This window comes from Halobacillus andaensis (genome assembly GCF_014636475.1).
Lineage (GTDB): Bacteria > Bacillota > Bacilli > Bacillales > Halobacillaceae > Halobacillus_A > Halobacillus_A andaensis.
Genome location: NZ_BMEL01000003.1, coordinates 551,089 through 568,377, shown reverse-complemented (window position 1 = coordinate 568,377; position 17,289 = coordinate 551,089). Strand labels below are relative to the sequence as shown.

General features: G+C 43.5%; 13 protein-coding genes. 12 read left to right on the top strand and 1 reads right to left on the bottom strand.

From position 1 onward, the window contains the following. Positions 1 to 12 precede the first annotated feature (12 nt). From IEV27_RS13995 to IEV27_RS13965, 7 genes are all read left to right on the top strand, one after another. Complete coding sequence (locus IEV27_RS13995; protein WP_188378109.1) at positions 13 to 972, top strand: carbohydrate ABC transporter permease; 960 nt, start codon at positions 13 to 15, stop codon at positions 970 to 972. A 120-nt stretch (positions 973 to 1,092) separates the two neighbouring features. Beyond that, the gene (locus IEV27_RS13990; RefSeq protein WP_188378270.1) at positions 1,093 to 4,440 is read left to right on the top strand and encodes a GH36-type glycosyl hydrolase domain-containing protein; all 3,348 of its coding nucleotides are present in this window, start codon (positions 1,093 to 1,095) and stop codon (positions 4,438 to 4,440) included. A gap of 164 nt (positions 4,441 to 4,604) precedes the next feature. Then, on the top strand, positions 4,605 to 7,010 hold the full coding sequence (locus IEV27_RS13985) for a beta-galactosidase (RefSeq protein ID WP_188378108.1): 2,406 nt from the start codon (positions 4,605 to 4,607) through the stop codon (positions 7,008 to 7,010). A gap of 26 nt (positions 7,011 to 7,036) precedes the next feature. Then, positions 7,037 to 8,506, top strand: coding sequence for a sulfatase family protein (locus tag IEV27_RS13980; RefSeq protein WP_188378107.1), 1,470 nt, complete (start codon positions 7,037 to 7,039; stop codon positions 8,504 to 8,506). Positions 8,507 to 8,520: 14 nt separating this feature from the next. Further along, the gene (locus IEV27_RS13975; RefSeq protein ID WP_188378106.1) at positions 8,521 to 9,798 is read left to right on the top strand and encodes a hypothetical protein; all 1,278 of its coding nucleotides are present in this window, start codon (positions 8,521 to 8,523) and stop codon (positions 9,796 to 9,798) included. Positions 9,799 to 9,863: 65 nt separating this feature from the next. Beyond that, positions 9,864 to 10,658 (top strand): endonuclease/exonuclease/phosphatase family protein, encoded by a 795-nt coding sequence (locus tag IEV27_RS13970; protein WP_188378105.1) that lies wholly within the window; start codon positions 9,864 to 9,866, stop codon positions 10,656 to 10,658. Between the two features lie 14 nt (positions 10,659 to 10,672). Beyond that, positions 10,673 to 11,635: a formylglycine-generating enzyme family protein gene (locus IEV27_RS13965; RefSeq protein WP_188378104.1), complete on the top strand. Its 963-nt coding sequence runs from the start codon at positions 10,673 to 10,675 to the stop codon at positions 11,633 to 11,635. A gap of 97 nt (positions 11,636 to 11,732) precedes the next feature. On the opposite strand, the gene IEV27_RS13960 is transcribed toward IEV27_RS13965, so the two are convergent. Further along, positions 11,733 to 12,155, bottom strand: coding sequence for a hypothetical protein (locus IEV27_RS13960; protein ID WP_188378103.1), 423 nt, complete (start codon positions 12,153 to 12,155; stop codon positions 11,733 to 11,735). 341 nt (positions 12,156 to 12,496) lie between these two features. Here IEV27_RS13960 and IEV27_RS13955 point away from each other — a divergent pair, with 341 nt between their 5' ends. The 5 genes from IEV27_RS13955 (at position 12,497) to cyoE (ending at position 16,286) form a co-directional block, all read left to right on the top strand. Beyond that, positions 12,497 to 12,661: a cytochrome c oxidase subunit 2A gene (locus IEV27_RS13955; protein ID WP_308808327.1), complete on the top strand. Its 165-nt coding sequence runs from the start codon at positions 12,497 to 12,499 to the stop codon at positions 12,659 to 12,661. Between the two features lie 14 nt (positions 12,662 to 12,675). Next, positions 12,676 to 13,137, top strand: coding sequence for a cytochrome c oxidase subunit II (locus tag IEV27_RS13950; RefSeq protein WP_188378101.1), 462 nt, complete (start codon positions 12,676 to 12,678; stop codon positions 13,135 to 13,137). 13 nt (positions 13,138 to 13,150) lie between these two features. Then, positions 13,151 to 14,827, top strand: coding sequence for a cbb3-type cytochrome c oxidase subunit I (locus tag IEV27_RS13945; protein ID WP_188378100.1), 1,677 nt, complete (start codon positions 13,151 to 13,153; stop codon positions 14,825 to 14,827). 67 nt (positions 14,828 to 14,894) lie between these two features. Further along, positions 14,895 to 15,254 (top strand): cupredoxin domain-containing protein, encoded by a 360-nt coding sequence (locus IEV27_RS13940; protein ID WP_188378099.1) that lies wholly within the window; start codon positions 14,895 to 14,897, stop codon positions 15,252 to 15,254. 105 nt (positions 15,255 to 15,359) lie between these two features. Next, positions 15,360 to 16,286, top strand: a complete 927-nt coding sequence (cyoE, locus tag IEV27_RS13935) for a heme o synthase (RefSeq protein WP_188378098.1) — start codon at positions 15,360 to 15,362, stop codon at positions 16,284 to 16,286. Positions 16,287 to 17,289: the final 1,003 nt, after the last annotated feature.

The window sequence follows — 17,289 nt, the reverse complement described above, 5'->3', positions numbered from 1 at the left end:
GGAGGAGGGATTATGCTGAATACGAAGCTGTCTCATGTTCAGAAAAGAAAATTAGACGATTACTCCACCAAAGCGAAAAGTTTTCTATTAGGGGTACAAGGGAATAATGGCTTTTTATTTAAGTTTTGTGTGTACGGGCTTTTAATCGTCATTGGATTTGTCTACTTATTCCCGATTATTTATATGAGTTCTTATAGTTTCAAATCATTGGAGGATTTATTGAATCCTTTAATCAGCTGGATACCATCCACCTTTTATGCAGAAAATTATGAGGTAGCCTACCGGGTACTGGACTTATTTCCTACCCTGGCGGAAACGTTGTATGTCACCGTCATTCCGTCACTTGCGCAGACGGCTGTAGCGGCAGTTATTGGCTATGGTTTTGCCAGGTTTGACTTTCCTTTTAAAAAAATAATGTTTGGGCTGGTGTTAATTACATTTATTATACCGCCGCAGGTTCTCTTAATCCCGCGGTATGTATTCTTTAATGAGCTTGAGCTGATTGGAAGTATTTTATCGTTTTTACTTCCGGCTTTGTTCGGCCAAGGATTAAACAGTGCGATTTTTATTCTGATCTTTTATCAGTTTTTCCGGATGATGCCTAAAGCTTTAGAAGAAGCCGCTCATTTAGACGGAGCAGGGAACTTCCGTATCTTTGTAACCATTGCTATTCCGATGGCGGTTCCGGCTATCATCATTTCATTCTTGTTTTCGTTTGTATGGTATTGGAATGAAACAGCTCTCGCCAGTTTGTATTTCGGTAATGAACTGACCACGCTGCCCATTGAATTAGGGAAGTTCAACGCGACCTTTGATCAAATGTATACGGGCGATACAGAGGCAGATAACATCAATGAAGGAATTAGTATGGCAGGCACGATGCTATCCATTCTTCCTTTACTGATCGTGTATTTCTTTACGCAGCGCTGGTTCGTCGAAGGGGTTGATCGATCAGGAATTACGGGTGAATAATCCGTATTCCTGTTTTGATCGCTCACTGCTTATAAGGTTAAAATTTTTTGTTCGTTGATTGAAACGTTTCAATGATTCGTAATCAAATGGATATATTTTTTACTGGAGGTATGAAAAGTGATGCTAACAAAAGATTCTACGATTAAATTGACTGCAGGGGATTATAGTTTTTCATTTTTAACAAGTGGGGACGTCTTAGAAGCTACTTATCAATCAATCATGATCAACCAATTAGTGGCCAACCCTGTTGATGGATCGTTAAACAACCTTTATTTACGTGTCCATCAAGAAAATCATATCAACGCCTACCCATTATTAGGTGTACATTCACAAAGTGAAGTGGCCTTCGGAGAGAACCATGTGATATGGAAAGGAACGGTCGATGGCATCAGCTATAACGTTACGTTCCATTTGACTGAGCAAGGGGTTTGGTTTTGGGATGTCGTTGTGGAAGGCCAGGAAGCGGTAATTGATGTGGTGTATGGGCAGGATATCGGAATAGCGGAAACAGGTGCGCTGAGAAATAACGAAGCCTACATATCTCAATATATTGACCATCAGATCTTTGAGCATGACCAGCGAGGGTATGTTGTCTGTTCACGTCAGAACCAGGAGCAATCGACCGGATTTCCGTATTTGCAGCAGGGTTCTTTAACTCGCGCCGCAGGCTATTCCACAGACGGCTTTCAATTCTTTGGCCAATCGTATAAAGAAACGAATCAGCCGGCCGTATTAGCTGAACGCTCACTTGCTAATGAAGTCTATCAATATGAGTTTGCCTTTACGGCTTTGCAATCAGAAAAAGTAAAATTAGCAGGACAAGAACAATTTATCTTTTATGGCTATTTCGAGGAAAACCATGAAACGGCAGTCACCGAACTAGCGTATGAGGAGCTCATTAATAAGGCCTGGAATCAAGTAGAAGCGTTGGAATATCCAGTGGAAGAGAAGGCTGGCAAAATAGGAAAAGCCCCAGGCATCGGGGAAACATTAAATGGGGAATCCATGTCGTTTGAGGAAATTGAGGAGCTCTACCCTAACCGCCATCAAGAAGAATGGAGCGGAGACACCCTGCTGTCGTTTTTCACAGACCGTCATGAGCATGTGGTCTTAAAGGAAAAAGAAAGGATCGTTGAGCGGCCGCATGGTCACATTATCATGTCTGGGAAAAACGATCGGTTAAAGGAGAATACAATTACGTCGACTTCCTGGATGTATGGAATTTTCAACGCTCAGCTTGTTGTAGGAAATACTAATTTTAATAAGCTTATGACAAATGCCCGAAACGCTCTTAATGTGTTGAAAACATCCGGGCAGCGCATCTATGTGGAAATCGACGGCTCCTATCAATTATTAACCATGCCTACCTTATATGAAATGGGGTTCAACTACGCTCGCTGGTACTATAAAACAGGGAATGAGACGTTTGTTGTAACGAGCTATACAACGGTAGATACTCCAGAAGTTCGGCTGCATGTAGAAGCCACAAGTGGAGAGAATTACCGCTTCTTAGTGACAAATCAAATCGTCATGCATCCGAATGAATATGAAGTGCCTTTTTACGTCAGCCAAAACGACCAAGGGTTTACCATTACAGCAGATAAAGCATCTATGAACGCCGGCATTTACCCGAATTTAACGTATAAGATTCAAATGGAAGGGGCTTCTTTTCAGTTAGCTGATGAACAAAAGCTTGCCACTAACGTAAAACCAGGTGCCGCCTCGCTGGTTGTCTGTGAACTGGATGATTCGAGTGAATGGGGAATGACGATCCAAGGATTGCTTCATGGAGAAGAGATCGAGGTAGAGAACCGTACGATGGATGAAGAAATCGAGCGTTATCGCACGTATTATCATAAGGTGATGAATGGATTTAAGCTTTCTGAGAAAGGAACCGTGACGGAGGAGTTAAATAAAGTGAATGCACTCGCCTGGTGGTACACCCACAATATGCTTGTTCACTTTTCTGTCCCTCATGGGCTCGAACAATACAGCGGGGCAGCGTGGGGAACACGTGACGTCTGCCAGGGACCAATGGAATATTTCATGGCGACACAAAATTATGAATCGGCTAAAGAAATTTTAAAAACGGTCTATACGCATCAATTTGAGGAAGACGGCAATTGGCCGCAATGGTTTATGTTTGATAAGTATTCTCATATCCAGGCGGGGGAGAGCCACGGCGACGTGATCGTCTGGCCGTTGAAAGCATTAAGTGATTATTTAGCAGCAACGAAAGATTTTGCCATTTTGCAGGAAAAGGTTCCTTATACGAAACGGGACGACGGCTTTGCCCTTACAGAAGAAACGGCAACAATTTACGACCATGCCAAAAAAGAAATCAACTATATAAAAGAAAACTTTTTACATGATACGTTTTTATCCTCTTATGGAGATGGAGACTGGGATGATACCCTGCAGCCAGCTAATGCTCAGTTGAAGCAATATATGGTCAGCAGCTGGACGGTAGCTTTAACCTATCAGGTGGTTTCTGCGCTGTCGGACGTATTGGCGTCATTTGATGATCATCACGCCTCTGAACTGGCCGCCCTGGCTTCTGGCATTGAAGGAGATTATAAGAAATATATGCTGCAATCGGAGGTTCTGCCTGGTTTCGTTTATATGGAGCAACCAGGGGAAGCAGAAATGATGCTTCATCCACAGGATACAAAAACAGGAATTGATTATCGATTACTGCCGATGCAGCGCAGTATCATTAGTGAATTACTCACAGCTGAACAAGCCGAGCAGCATTATCAAATCATTAAAGAAAAACTGTATTGTCCTGATGGGGTCCGTTTGATGAATCGTCCTGCGCACTACGACGGCGGAGTCAGCACCCATTTCAAACGAGCGGAGCAAGCATCAAACTTTGGCCGTGAAATTGGGCTCCAATATGTTCATGCTCATATTCGTTTCGTAGAAGCTATGGCCAAGCTTGGAAAAGAGGAGGAAGTATGGCAAGGGCTGCAAATGATTAATCCAATTGGCATTCAGAATGTCGTTCCAAATGCAGAAATTAGACAAAGTAATGCTTACTTCAGCAGCTCGGACGGAAAATTCAATACGCGTTATGAGGCCGAAGAGAAATTTGATCAATTACGCGACGGTTCTGTGCCGGTAAAAGGCGGATGGCGTATTTATTCAAGCGGCCCCGGGATTTATATGAATCAGCTCATCTCCAATTGTTTAGGGATTCGTCAAGAAGCCGGCGATCTCGTCATTGATCCAGTGCTCACAGAAGATTTTGACGGGTTGACCTTCGATTATCAAATCAATGATCAAGCAGTCACGTTTGTTTATTCCCTCGGCAAAGGAGAAAAGAAAGTGTTTATCAATAACCAGGCGGTTGAAAATGCTGAAATTGTTAAAAACGCCTATCGCGAAGGCGGCTTTCGAATCAGCCAACAGGAAGTAGAACGACTGTGCAGCGCAGAAACGAATGTGATTGAAATTTTTCTCCCTTAAGAGAGGAAATAGCTCCTTAAACGTTGAGAGATAACGCCTTAACCGGATAGATAGCGCCCTAACTGAAGAAGATAGCGCCCTAACTGAAGAAGATAACGCCCGTATGAAAAAAAGCGCCTTAACGCTGCGTGAGCCTAATTTTTACAAAAAGGAGAGAGACTCCATTGATTGAAATCACTGATAAACAAATCTTCATCGACGGCAAACCGCAAATCATTATGTGTGGAGAAATTCATTACTACCGGATCGATCGATCGGAATGGCAGGATCGCATCGATAAGCTGAAAGACGCTGGATGTAATGCTGCAGCCTCTTATGTTCCCTGGCTTTGTCATGAGGAAGTGGAAGGGAAGATTGATTTAGAGGGAAACACACGTCCTGAATTAGATTTGGCTGGATTCATCGATCTGTGCGCAGAAAATGATCTCTATTTTTTCCTGCGCCCCGGCCCTTTTATCATGGCGGAAATGAAAAATGAAGGCATCCCTTACTGGGTGATCGATAAGCATCCTGAAATCGTGCCGGTCACGTGGGATGGTAAGCAAACGTTAGCGAAAACTCTGGATTATTCAGCTCCTTCTTTTTTAGAAGAAACAAAAAAATGGTATGCGGCCGTTATGGAAGTTGCAGCGCCGAGGCTGCAGCCTAACAGAGGAAATATCATCGGCGTTCAGCTGGATAATGAAGTGGGGATGCTCTCCTGGGTCAGTAATTGTCCAGACTTAACCGACAACGTCGTTGATGATTTCGTCGGTTGGCTGCAAGAGCGCTATGACGAAGAGACGCTGAAGGATCGTTACCCATTTATTCTTGAAGGAAATTATTCTGCCATACGCTCTCCAGAAGACAACTATGCAGCCCAGCTGCACTTTGACCTTGGTTATTATATGAGGCACAGATTTGCCAAGTATATCGATACGTTAAGAAGTTATGCAGAAGAATTTGGTGTAAGGGATGTACCGTTTATCGTTAACATTCACGGAACGGGCGGAGGACGGGGCTTTACGTATCCGATCGGAATCAGCCAGCTGTATGAATCGTATACGCAAGGTCCGGGATATTTATCGGGCTCAGACATTTATTTCGGTGATTTAAATATGGAGAGCTTCCAGGACCTCTATTTAATTAATGGTTTTATGGATGCTGTACACCGGCCGGAACAGCCGCTTACTTCTGTAGAATTCAACTGTGGGGACGGGAATTTCGGCAACAATTTCAGCGGCCGTCTTGACCCTTCTGCCGCTGACTTTAAAGCACGAATGTGCATTGCTCAAGGGAACCGGCTGATTAATTATTATTTATTAACTGGAGGGAAAAATTATCGATTGAGTGACCAGCGGGATGATGGCAATGACAGGATTGCCTCGACAGGAGAACGACATGGGTTTGCCGCTCCAATCAGTCCTGAAGGAGAGCTGAACTATACGTATCCAAGGATGGCGCGTTCGATTCAAACCATCATGGCGGTTTCTGATAAGCTCGCTGTAATGAATGAGGAAAGAGATGATGTGGCGTTTGCATTTATTCCTGACTATTACATGACGGAAGCCTGTTATCCAAATAGTACGAGGATGAAAGAAATATATCAAAACTTAGAGGCTAATCGATCGACTGCCGCATGGGAAAATATGGCGCGTGCCATGCTGTTGAAAGGTTTTAGGTATGGAGCCGCTGATATTCAAAACAAGCCGATTGATCCCGTAGAAACTCCCGTTTTAGCGGTCCCATCTGCTTGTTATATGGCGAGAGAGGTGCAGGAAAAACTGGTTTCATACTTAAGCGACGGAGGCGGTGTGCTGTTGTACGGGGAAGTGCCACTCTATGATATGGAAGGAAACCCTTGTCATCTTCTCGCTGATGCGATGGGAGTTCGCTCCACCGGTAGGCGTCTGGCTGGGCCAGCTTATGATTTATCCGTCTATGCCGATGGGTGGGCACAAGATAGAGCTGAAATACGTGTCCATAAAGCGCAGATTTTTGAAACAGGAGCTCAAGCGGAACCGCTTTTTCGAGTATATGGTACAGATGAAACGTGCGGCTTTGATACAAAAGTGGGACGGGGAAGAGCGATCGTCATAGCGACCCCGTACACGTGTGATCTTGATTTATTTACTAAAGCCTTAGAAAAGCTTGGCGCTAAGGCAGGCTTGAAAAACGATAGTAAGTATCACGGTGTCTTTATGACGTCTACTGCAACCGAACAGGGAGAAAGGTTTCTTCATCTCCTAAATTTAGATGGATTTGATAAAGAGATGCATCTCTACGAAAATGACGTGAAGCTTTTTGATGGCCGTAAGCTTGAATTGCAAGCGAAAGAAGGAATCATGCTTCCTATCAATCTAACGGTTGGAGAGGTAACGATCCATTATGCGACAGCAGAAATAAGAAACGTTCAATCAGATGCCATTCACTTTCGTCTGACTCAATCAGAGGATGTTATGGCCTTAAAAACGGATCGCCAAGTTGCCCCGAGTGAAGATTATACGGTCCAGCAGGAAGAAGATATGACGTACGTATTCTCAAAGAAACATGCCAAAGTAGATGATCAATTAACTGTCATTCTTCAATAAATCATAAATAGAAAGGGAAGATAACTATGAAAATCCTATACCTTGATATTGATTCCTTACGTCCCGATCACCTGGGTGCGTATGGCTACCATCGCAACACATCTCCTAACATCGACAGCATTGCTGAGAAGGGTGTAAGATTTACGAATTATTATGCTTCCGATGCGCCATGTGCACCTTCGAGAAACGCGCTGTTCAATTCCAGGTTCGGTATCCATACGGGCTCCATTAACCATGGCGGGCTGGATGCGGATGTACGGCCGATTGGCGCGGATCGTCCTTTCAATCATCACCATAGTCCTTACCAGGCATGGGTGGAAGAGCTTCGTTTTAAAGGGCATCATACAGCGATGATCAGTCCTTTCCCAGGCCGTCATGCGAAGTGGAATGTGTTAGAAGGATTTCTCGAAATGCATGATACTGGTAAGCATGCGGGAGAAACAGCCGGTGACGTATCAAAGGAAGCTTTACGCTGGATTAAAGGGAAAGCGACGGAAAAAGAAGACTGGTTCCTCTACTTGAATTTCTGGGATCCACACACACCTTATCGAACACCGGAAGAGTACGGCAACCCGTTTGAACATGATCCAGCCCCAGATTGGCTTACTGATGACATTATTGCGGAGCATCGAGAAAGCTTCGGGCCGATGAGTGCAAGAGAAATTCCAGCCAGACACCAAAGGCCGAATCTTCCAGAAGAAATCGCTTCGGTTGACGATTTTAAACGCTGGATTGACGGCTATGATACTGCGATCCGACATGTTGATGACCATATTGGCAAGCTCCTTCAGGCACTTGAAGAAGAAGGATTGCTGGAAGAAACAACGATTATCATATCGGCAGACCATGGGGAAAACCAGGGAGAATTAAATGTGTACGGCGACCACCAGACAGCTGACCATATCACAAGTCGCATTCCTCTGATAATGTCAGGGCCGGATTTAAAGCAGGGCCATGTAGATGACGATTTTCATTATCAAATTGATGTAGGGCCTACATTAATTGAACTAATTGGAGGGGAACAGCGTGAACGCTGGGACGGTACTAGTTTTCTTCCGGCCATCACGAAGGGAGAAGAAGCCGGGCGTCCTTACCTTGTCGTCAGTCAGGCGGCATGGAGCTGCCAGCGAGGGGTTCGTTTTGATCATTGGATGTTAATTCGGACATATCATGATGGATTAAAAGATTTCCCTGACTTAATGTTGTTTGATATAGAGAATGATCCGCACGAAACTAGCAATCTAGTCGATGAAAAACCAGAGATCGTTGGAAAAGGATTAAGGCTTTTAGATGAGTGGGTAGCGGAGCAAATGGCTACCTCTGATTCGCCGACGGATCCGATGTGGAACGTCATTCAAGAAGGCGGTCCCTTCCATACGAGAGGCCATTATCACGGTTACGTAGAAAGGCTGCGTAAGGAAGGAAGAAATCAGGCAGCGGATCGATTGGAGCAACGCCATCAAAAATTTCAAAAAATCTATAATCAAGAACAGTAAGGGAGGAGTGACTTATGCCAAATCAGACCGAGTTATATACCACATTACCTGATCACGTGAAGAAGTTTTTTGATCGTCAGTATGAGAGTGCCTACCGTTTGCTTGATGCGTCCCGTCATCCTAAAACGGGGTTATATGCCGACAGCTACAAAACGTTTGAGGAAAATCCAGAATCCAAATGCTCCATTGCGGCTACAGGAGTGGGATTAATCGGTCTTTGTGTAGCCGACATGGAAGGCTGGGATTCAAAAGCTGGTGAAAAAGCAATCCTTACATTAAACGCGGCTATGGGGAACATCGATGGATGCCAGCCTGCGCGCGATGAGAAGACAGGTTTTTTCGCCCATTTTGTCGATATGGAATCAGGAGAGAACCTGCAATCTGAAATTTCAACGATCGATACGTCTCTATTAGTTGCAGGTGCCCTGTTTGCAGGCCGGCATTTTAAAGAGACATTCCCTGAGATTGAAGGGATGGCCAATGATCTGCTGCAGGAAATCGACTGGAGCATCGTAGTCGCGAATAAAGACAATGGATCTATTCATATGGTCGTAAAAGATGGGCAGGGCACGCTGCCGATTCCCGCCTACAATGAATACGTGCTAGTAGCTCACCTGGCTTTGATGGGGCAGCCTGAAAATAAGGAGATTCAACACTTATGGCATAACAGTTTTTCTGAAAAGAAAATGAAGGAATTACCTCAAGTAAACTATCGAAATCTTACTGTATTAACAGATACGAATGGGAAACATGGACAAGAATCCTTCTTATCTTCGTTCGTTCATCAGTTTCCCTTTTACCTTGTGCCTGAATATGCAGAAAGTCCGGTCTATCGTGAGTTTTATAAAAATGCGTGCCTCGCCGATCAATTAAAATGGAAAGAGCTTGAAGATGTTCCTTCGTACGTATGGGGATATGGCGCAGGTCCAAATGACGGACTGCATGGAGGATACCATGCGGATCAAATCAATAATTCGCCGGGAGATATCGCATCTGCCTATATCGTAGCCGGATTCTTACCGGTCAATCCGGCGGGAATCTATGATTTATATGCTTTGTACCGCCTTCACCTTCCGTTTGATACGTATGAAAACCCGAATGATAAAGATGATGAGAGGAAACTTATGGCTGCTTACCGCTTTGGGCTGCACCGCTATTCGTGGTGGCACTTGGAACAGCCTGATCGCTGGTATCCAACGAAGATTACGTTAATTGATTGGAGCTCGATGTTATATGGGTTGACCGCATATAAACGGGGGATGTCCTTTTTCACCGACCGACTCAATCAATAATAGCGCAAAAAGGATCAACTAGAACGTTAGTTGGTCCTTTATTCATAACGAAAGAGGGTTTGAAAATGGAGATAAAAATCGGTACATTCAATATAAGAGTGGATCTCCCTCAGGATGGAAAAGATTCATGGAAGCATAGAACCGACAAAGCACCTGAGTTGATCCGAAAACATCATCCGCTCGTTATGGGTCTTCAAGAAGCCTTACTTCCGATGATCAAAGATGTAGAAGCTATGATGCCGGACTATCAATGGATCGGGGAAGGAAGAAGAGGTGGCATGTCCGACGAGTTTTGCCCGATTCTTTATAATCATCATAAATTGTTTCATATGGAAAGCGGCCAGTTCTGGCTGTCTGAACAGCCGCATGAGCCCAACAGCATAAGCTGGGAAAGTGATTTTCCGAGGATCTGTACATGGGGGCATTTTCAAGTTAAACATGCGCCTCGTCATGAATTTATTGTGTATAACACTCATCTTGACCATATAAGTGAAGTCGCGAGAGAGAATGGCATTGCTCTTATTTGGGATAGGATGCAAAGTGATGCTGCTAAGAAGAAGGTCCCGGCTATGCTGATGGGTGATTTAAACAGTCGTCCTCATGAGCGGGCCGTGCGTTTTTTACGAGGTGAAGCATCAATTAACGGTTTAACGGCTAAACTTAAAGACTCGTTTACAGCGATAGATGGGTCGCCTGGGCGAACGTTTCATCAATTTAAGGGTGGAATGGACGGCGAACCAATTGATTATATCTTTTGTACACCAGAGGTGAAGGTTTTAAAAACAGAGGTCGATCGACACACAGTGAATGGCCGGTATCCATCTGACCATTATCCAGTGTTTACAACGATCGAACTCTAAAGGAGTTGAAAACGATGCACGAAAAAGGGAAACAAGCCCCCTGCTGTCAAGCAAGCAGAGCTGATATTGAAAGAGAAGGAAAGGAAGATTCAGCGCCCAAGCTTCAGGCTAAAGAGAAAACTGTTCAGCTTAAGGAGCGGATGGTGTACTTGCCTGGTGGAGATTTTTTAATGGGGACAGAGGATAAAGAAGGGTTTCCGTTTGATGGAGAGGGTCCCGTTAGGAAAGTGAAAGTTGATCCATTCTATATAGATGCCCATACGGTAAGTAATGGGGACTTCACTCAATTTGTAAAAGAAACAGGATATCAAACGGAGGCAGAGCAGTTTGGCTGGTCGTTTGTTTTTTATGAATTCATCTCTCCTGACGCTCCATTCAACGTTCAGCAGCTGCCGAATACACCGTGGTGGCTGGCCGTTGAAGGGGCCTATTGGTATCAGCCGGAAGGGCCAGGATCAACGATAGATGACCGATTGGATCATCCAGTGATTCATGTTTCCTGGAATGACGCGGCAGCCTTTAGCAATTGGGCGGGAAAGAGACTGCCCACCGAAGCGGAATGGGAGTTTGCAGCCCGCGGTGGTCTTGAGCAAAAGAAATACCCCTGGGGTGATGAACTGACCCCAAACGGAGAGCATTACTGTAACATTTGGCAGGGCGATTTTCCGCGTGAAAACACAGAGGAAGATGGATTTTTTGGCACAGCCCCAGTACAATCTTTTCCAACGAACGGGTTTGGACTGTATCACATGGCGGGCAACGTCTGGGAATGGTGCTCAGATTGGTTTACAAATACTCCTGATAAAATAATAGATTCAAACCGGTTGAACAGCCAGTCGCCAAAAGTGATGAGAGGCGGCTCTTACCTGTGCCACCACTCCTATTGCAATCGCTATCGAACAGCGGCTCGCAGCTCGAATACGATGGACAGTTCGACAGGAAACATGGGATTCCGGTGCGTCGCAGACATAACTTAATTGTTGGGGGTATATTTTTATTCAGCCTTCTTCTGTACCAGTTGTGGTAAAAGAAAGGCTGAATATTTTTGTGCCTTCAAATCTTTGTTCGATCTAACTACAAACCTTTAATCAGCATCCCATCCATTTCACGTACTTTATCATAAGATTCTACTAGATGATCAGGCACCAGCGTACGCCCATAATCCCAGGCATTCCTCTCAATCTCCGCTTTAAGCTCTTCAATTTCTTCATCTTCCCCGTACATCAGTGTACGTAAGTCATGTTTGTGCTTCTTGAACGTTAAATAATAACCAATTTCATGATAAACAATGAGCTTAACGAAATTTTCTTCGGTTTCCTTCAATTTAATTTTTCCGATATATCCATTCACTTCTAAATAGTTAAACGTGATGGTATTCGTCGATACGTTATAGCTCATAGGGGCAGTTAAGTTGTTGTTAAATTCATAGTTTATATCTAGATTGTGCTCTTGCAATGTATTTTTAATGATTTTTTCGATATGCCATATGTATAACATCTTCTAAATCACTATCCTTTCAAGTATGTTTCATTCAGTATAATCTAAAGACTTTCTTGCTTATACAATATAATGGAATTTTGCGTCAATTCCAAGCAGCATTTCTTGAGTAACTGAACTTTAGAGGGGCTTTTTATGGACTTAGAATAATTATTTTCCCTCCTTAACGAATAGTAAACGATTGGCGTTGGACTAAACCAGCATCTTTATTCAAGAAGATGCTGGTTTTTGTCGTAATAAAATATTGAATAAAAAAGCAATCAGTGATGCTCCTCACTACGGATTCGCCTCCTTCTATTTAGAATAAAGGTGAATAGAAAAATAATGGGAAAGGGGCGAGGATGATGGCTGAACGTCAGTTATCTAGGAGCACGCAGTCGGTCAAAAGTTCGAATGCCGAAGATGAGAATTCCCTAAGAGGCACGTTGGTATCAGTAGGGGTTGTAGGAGCAGTAATCATAATTGTATGGGTATCCGTTTTCTGGCTATATATGTCAAGAGTGTAGGGGAGTGAGGAGCTATGCATCGGTTGGAAGAGATTTGGATGACGTTAAGTATTGGGCTTTTGGTTATATTCATGGTCGTTATTGGTTTTCAAACATTTGCGATGGGAATGGGTCCGCCAAGTCATAAGGAAACCATTGACCCTCAAAAAGTTTCACAAACGGCTCCCTTCGATGACCCTGGAGTTAAGAAAATGGGGGAGAACGAATATGAGGTAGTGATGATCTTGCAGTCGTTTCAATTTACTCCAAGTGATATTGAACTGCCTGTAGGAGCGGAAGTAACTTTTACGATGGCATCACCGGATGTGTCACATGGTTTTCAAGTGGCTGGAACCAACATAAATGCTATGGTCATGCCTGGACATATTCAAAAAATCACGCACACGTTCAATGAGCCAGGCGAGTTTCTTGTACTATGTAATGAATATTGCGGGATTGGCCATCAGATGATGTCAACAACCATCACGGTGCAGTAAGGGGGGAACTTAAATGGAAAATGCATTACGTGAAACGATAAGTCAAAAATCAAGTTTGTTAGGTGTAAATACAGAAGATGCTAAGGTTTCATTATCCTATTTTTCAGTATCATTTGTGTCATTACTTATTGGCGGGGTTTTAGGTTTGCTGCAAGGATTAGAGCGTGCAGGACTTTTACAGCTGCCGCCATGGCTTAATTATTATCAAGTGCTGACCGCTCACGGAATTCTACTACTTCTCGTTTTTTCAACTACTTTTACAATTGGTTATCAATATGCCAACCTTTCTCATTCATTTGGGGGACTGCTGCCTAAAGTTCGAAAACTGGCTTGGATTGGTTTCGCTCTCATGATCGTTGGGACCATCATGGTTGCCGTAATGATCGTCTTAAACGAAGCGTCTGTATTATACACATTTTATCCGCCTTTAGCGGCGCATCCGTTATTTTATGTTGGGTTAGTCTTTCTTGTCTTAGGAATATGGGCTTGTTGTTTTGGGGTTTTTATTAATCATCGTCATTGGAAAAAAATAAACCCAGGGCAGCCTGTTCCGCTGTTAGCATTTTTCGCGATGGGTGTATTCGTCTTATGGTTTTTTGCGAGTCTCGGTGTAACAATTGAAGTTTTGACCCTTATTCCCTGGTCGATGGGGCTGGTGGAAACGACAAACGTGATGGTAGGCCGTACATTATTTTGGTGGTTTGGTCACTCATTAGTGAATATTTGGTATCTTGTAGCTGTTTCTGCATGGTATGTCATCGTACCGAAAATTATCGGGGGAAGGCATTTTAATGAAAAATTGATTCGGCTGGTTGTTATTTTGTTAGTGATCTTAAATATTCCTGGAGGGTTTCACCACCAAATTGTAGATCCGGGAATCTCTCTATCGGTTAAATTTTTACATGTATTTATGAGTTTATCCATTGCTGTACCTTCTTTGATGACTGCATTTGCTATGTTTGCTGTTTTTGAACGTGCTGGAAGAAAACTCGGTGGAAAAGGGGTGCTTGGATGGTTTAAAAAGCTTCCGTGGGGAGATGTTCGGTTCTTAGCCCCTATGATCGCGATGATTGCTTTCATTCCTGGGGGAGCCGGAGGTATTGTGAATACGAGTAATCAATTGAATCAAGTGGTTCATAACACGTTGTGGGTAGTTGGTCATTTTCATGTCACTGTAGGGATGTCAGTTGTTATGACATTTTTCGGGATTTCCTATTGGTTGATTCCTTATTTATCAAAGCGCCAGCTCACACCAAAAATGAATAAAATTGGTGTGATTCAAACGATTATTTGGACCATTGGGATGATCCTTATGGCAGGTTCGCAGCATTTAGTAGGATTACTAGGTGACCCAAGACGGACGTCGTTTACAACATATGGAGATCATCCAACAGCTTTAAGCTGGATCCCCTATGAGTATGTTATGGGAATTGGAGCTACGTTGCTGCTAGTCGGTGTCATTATTCAGGTATATGCAGTATTTAATATGATGTTCTTCGCACCAAAAGGCGAAACTGAATATCCAGTTGCTGAACCTGAGGATGATGCCCGGCCAGTGCCTATGTGGACTGAACGATGGGGGCTTTGGATCGTGTTATTACTCATGGTGGTTGCTATGGCGTATGTCGTACCGATTATGGACTTTGTTCTTCATGCCCCTCCAGGGTCACCACCTATACGAACATGGTAATGGATTTGGGCTTTATCATCATCAGGGGTCTTATTCACAAGAATATAAAACTTGGGAGGTTATCTCAATGAAAAAAGGTATTTTTGCTTTCTTGGTCATCGTGCTTATGTTTACTTTAGCCGCCTGTGGAAGCGGAGACGAGAAAGTAGACGGGGGAGAAGCGGAAGCTGCAGGGGAAACCGTTGATATTAAAGCAAGTAATTGGGAGTTTAATGAAGAAAGTTATATAGCTTCTGCTGGCGAAATCACATTTAATCTTACCAATGAAGAAGGGATGCATGGGATTGAAATTGAAGGTGCCGACATAAATATTGATAATGAAGGCTCAGCTACAGCAACACTTGAGCCGGGCGAGTATACCATCACGTGCAGCATCGTATGCGGCACAGGTCATGAAGAGATGGTATCGACTCTGATTGTGGAATAGCCGTTATCTAGTTAAGCGTCGATAGGAGAGGGGGCTGATGTACTCATCTTTCATTATTGATTTCGATCGTTTAAATCTATAGCAATTCCGAGCACCCATCCAAAAATGATCAAGGTGATTAAAGTGGAGAAGACATTAAACGATCATTCATCTTCAGAAAGTAAACTTATTACGCGATCTGATTTAAAGTCTCTTTTTAAGGCAGTAGTGCTGGTATCTAATGTTCTGCCCGTATTCACTGGACTCTGGCTCGCACTCTTCTACACGGAAGCTTCTTTTAAAGAACACTGGGATGTGTTTTTATTAACGATCATAGGTAGTACCTTCATTATGGCGGGCGCCTTACTCCTTAATAATTGGTATGACGCGGATATAGATGCTGTTATGGAACGAACAAAAGATCGCCCCACAGTTACAGGTAAGGTTTCACTGAAGAACGTTTTGACGATGGGGATTGCTTTAAGTATTCTCGGATTCATTATTCTTTTATTTACAACTCTAGAAGCAGCAATGTATGCATTCGTCGGCTGGTTCACCTATGTGGTCCTATATACAATGTGGTCTAAAAGAAAATATACCCTAAATACATTAATCGGCAGTATTTCTGGAGCCGTGACCCCATTGATTGGATGGGCAGCGATCGAACCAGCCTTTCATATTGTTCCGATTGTCTTGTTTCTTAGTTTGTTTATTTGGCAGATCCCCCATACATTTGCCATAGCTATTAAAAAATGTGAAGAATATAAAGCAGCAGGAGTTGCTATGCTCCCCGTTAAACGTGGATTTGAATATACAAAGGGACACATGCTTGTTTATGTTACGTGTTTATGTCCGTTACCTTTTTTTCTCCCTTCGTTAGGCTGGGTATTTTTCACCATTGCAACTTTACTATCTATTGGATGGATTGTGCTCGCCCTCAAAGGATTCTTTGTTAAAGATGATCTAAAATGGGCCCATTGGATGTTTTTGTATTCTTTAAATTATCTAATGATCTTATTTGGTGCCATGGTCATTGTTACTTTCTTTCATTGAAGTTTTGCCAAAAAGAAGCTCTATAATTGGAGGACACTGAAAAAGTCTTTTCTAATCTAAAAGAGCTGTTAAAGTTTGTAGTTAATCTCACGAATCGCTAGTCGGTGGATGCTTGCCGCGGGCACGGCCTCAGCTAACTTGGTCAAGAAGTTCACTTGACTAAAGTGGATCTTCGGCTCGCGCTCTTCCCGCGACGCACCGGACGTGCTAGTGTCGATGTTGGCCACAGGACGTGGCCGGTTTTAATCGACCAGGCGTCACCACCGAACGCTCATCGTGGCATCAACAGAGATCAATTGAAAAACCCGTCCGTATGTTACAAGGTGCGATGTCTATTTCAGCTAAGTGAAACGAATCGTTAAACTTATGAAGGTAGAGAAGGCGCAAATCTCTTAATAGTTAGAAGAAAAGCGGTCTGTGGGAAATTTAAATTCCCCACAAACCGCTTTTTAAAATTCTACCTTTCATCGACTTTTATTTTTTCAGTGACCTCTATAATTGCAGCTTCTTTTTTTGTGTCATGCCCGGTTGAAGATTTGCGTTGATAGTTGTGTGGAGAGTGAAGGAAATCACTTCCCTAAATGATGTTGATTGTGGGGAGGGAACGAATAGACTCTTGAGGGAAAAACAGGGCTGGCAAGACCCCATATAGCGAAAGCCCGAGAAGAATTGACGTCTTCTCCCGTCGAAGGCGAGGTGTTTACCCTGTCCCTTTTCTCACCCATATAGAAATGGTACCCAGTAAGTCGCATCGGATTTATTAATAGAAATCTTAACATAGCCATTAGTACGTACAATCCAATAATAAAATACTAAGTAGCGTAGTCAACATACGAAGTCTCCTGTGGGAATAGCACGAGTCCGAAGACCCCACAGGAAAGCGGTCTTTGCTTTCCGAGGAGGCTGAGGCCGTGCCCGCTTAAAAGCGAAGGATGTTGACGAAGCGGTGACTGCTAAATGCAGAAGACCCGATCCAATTCGAATGAATAGTTCGGGTCTTTTT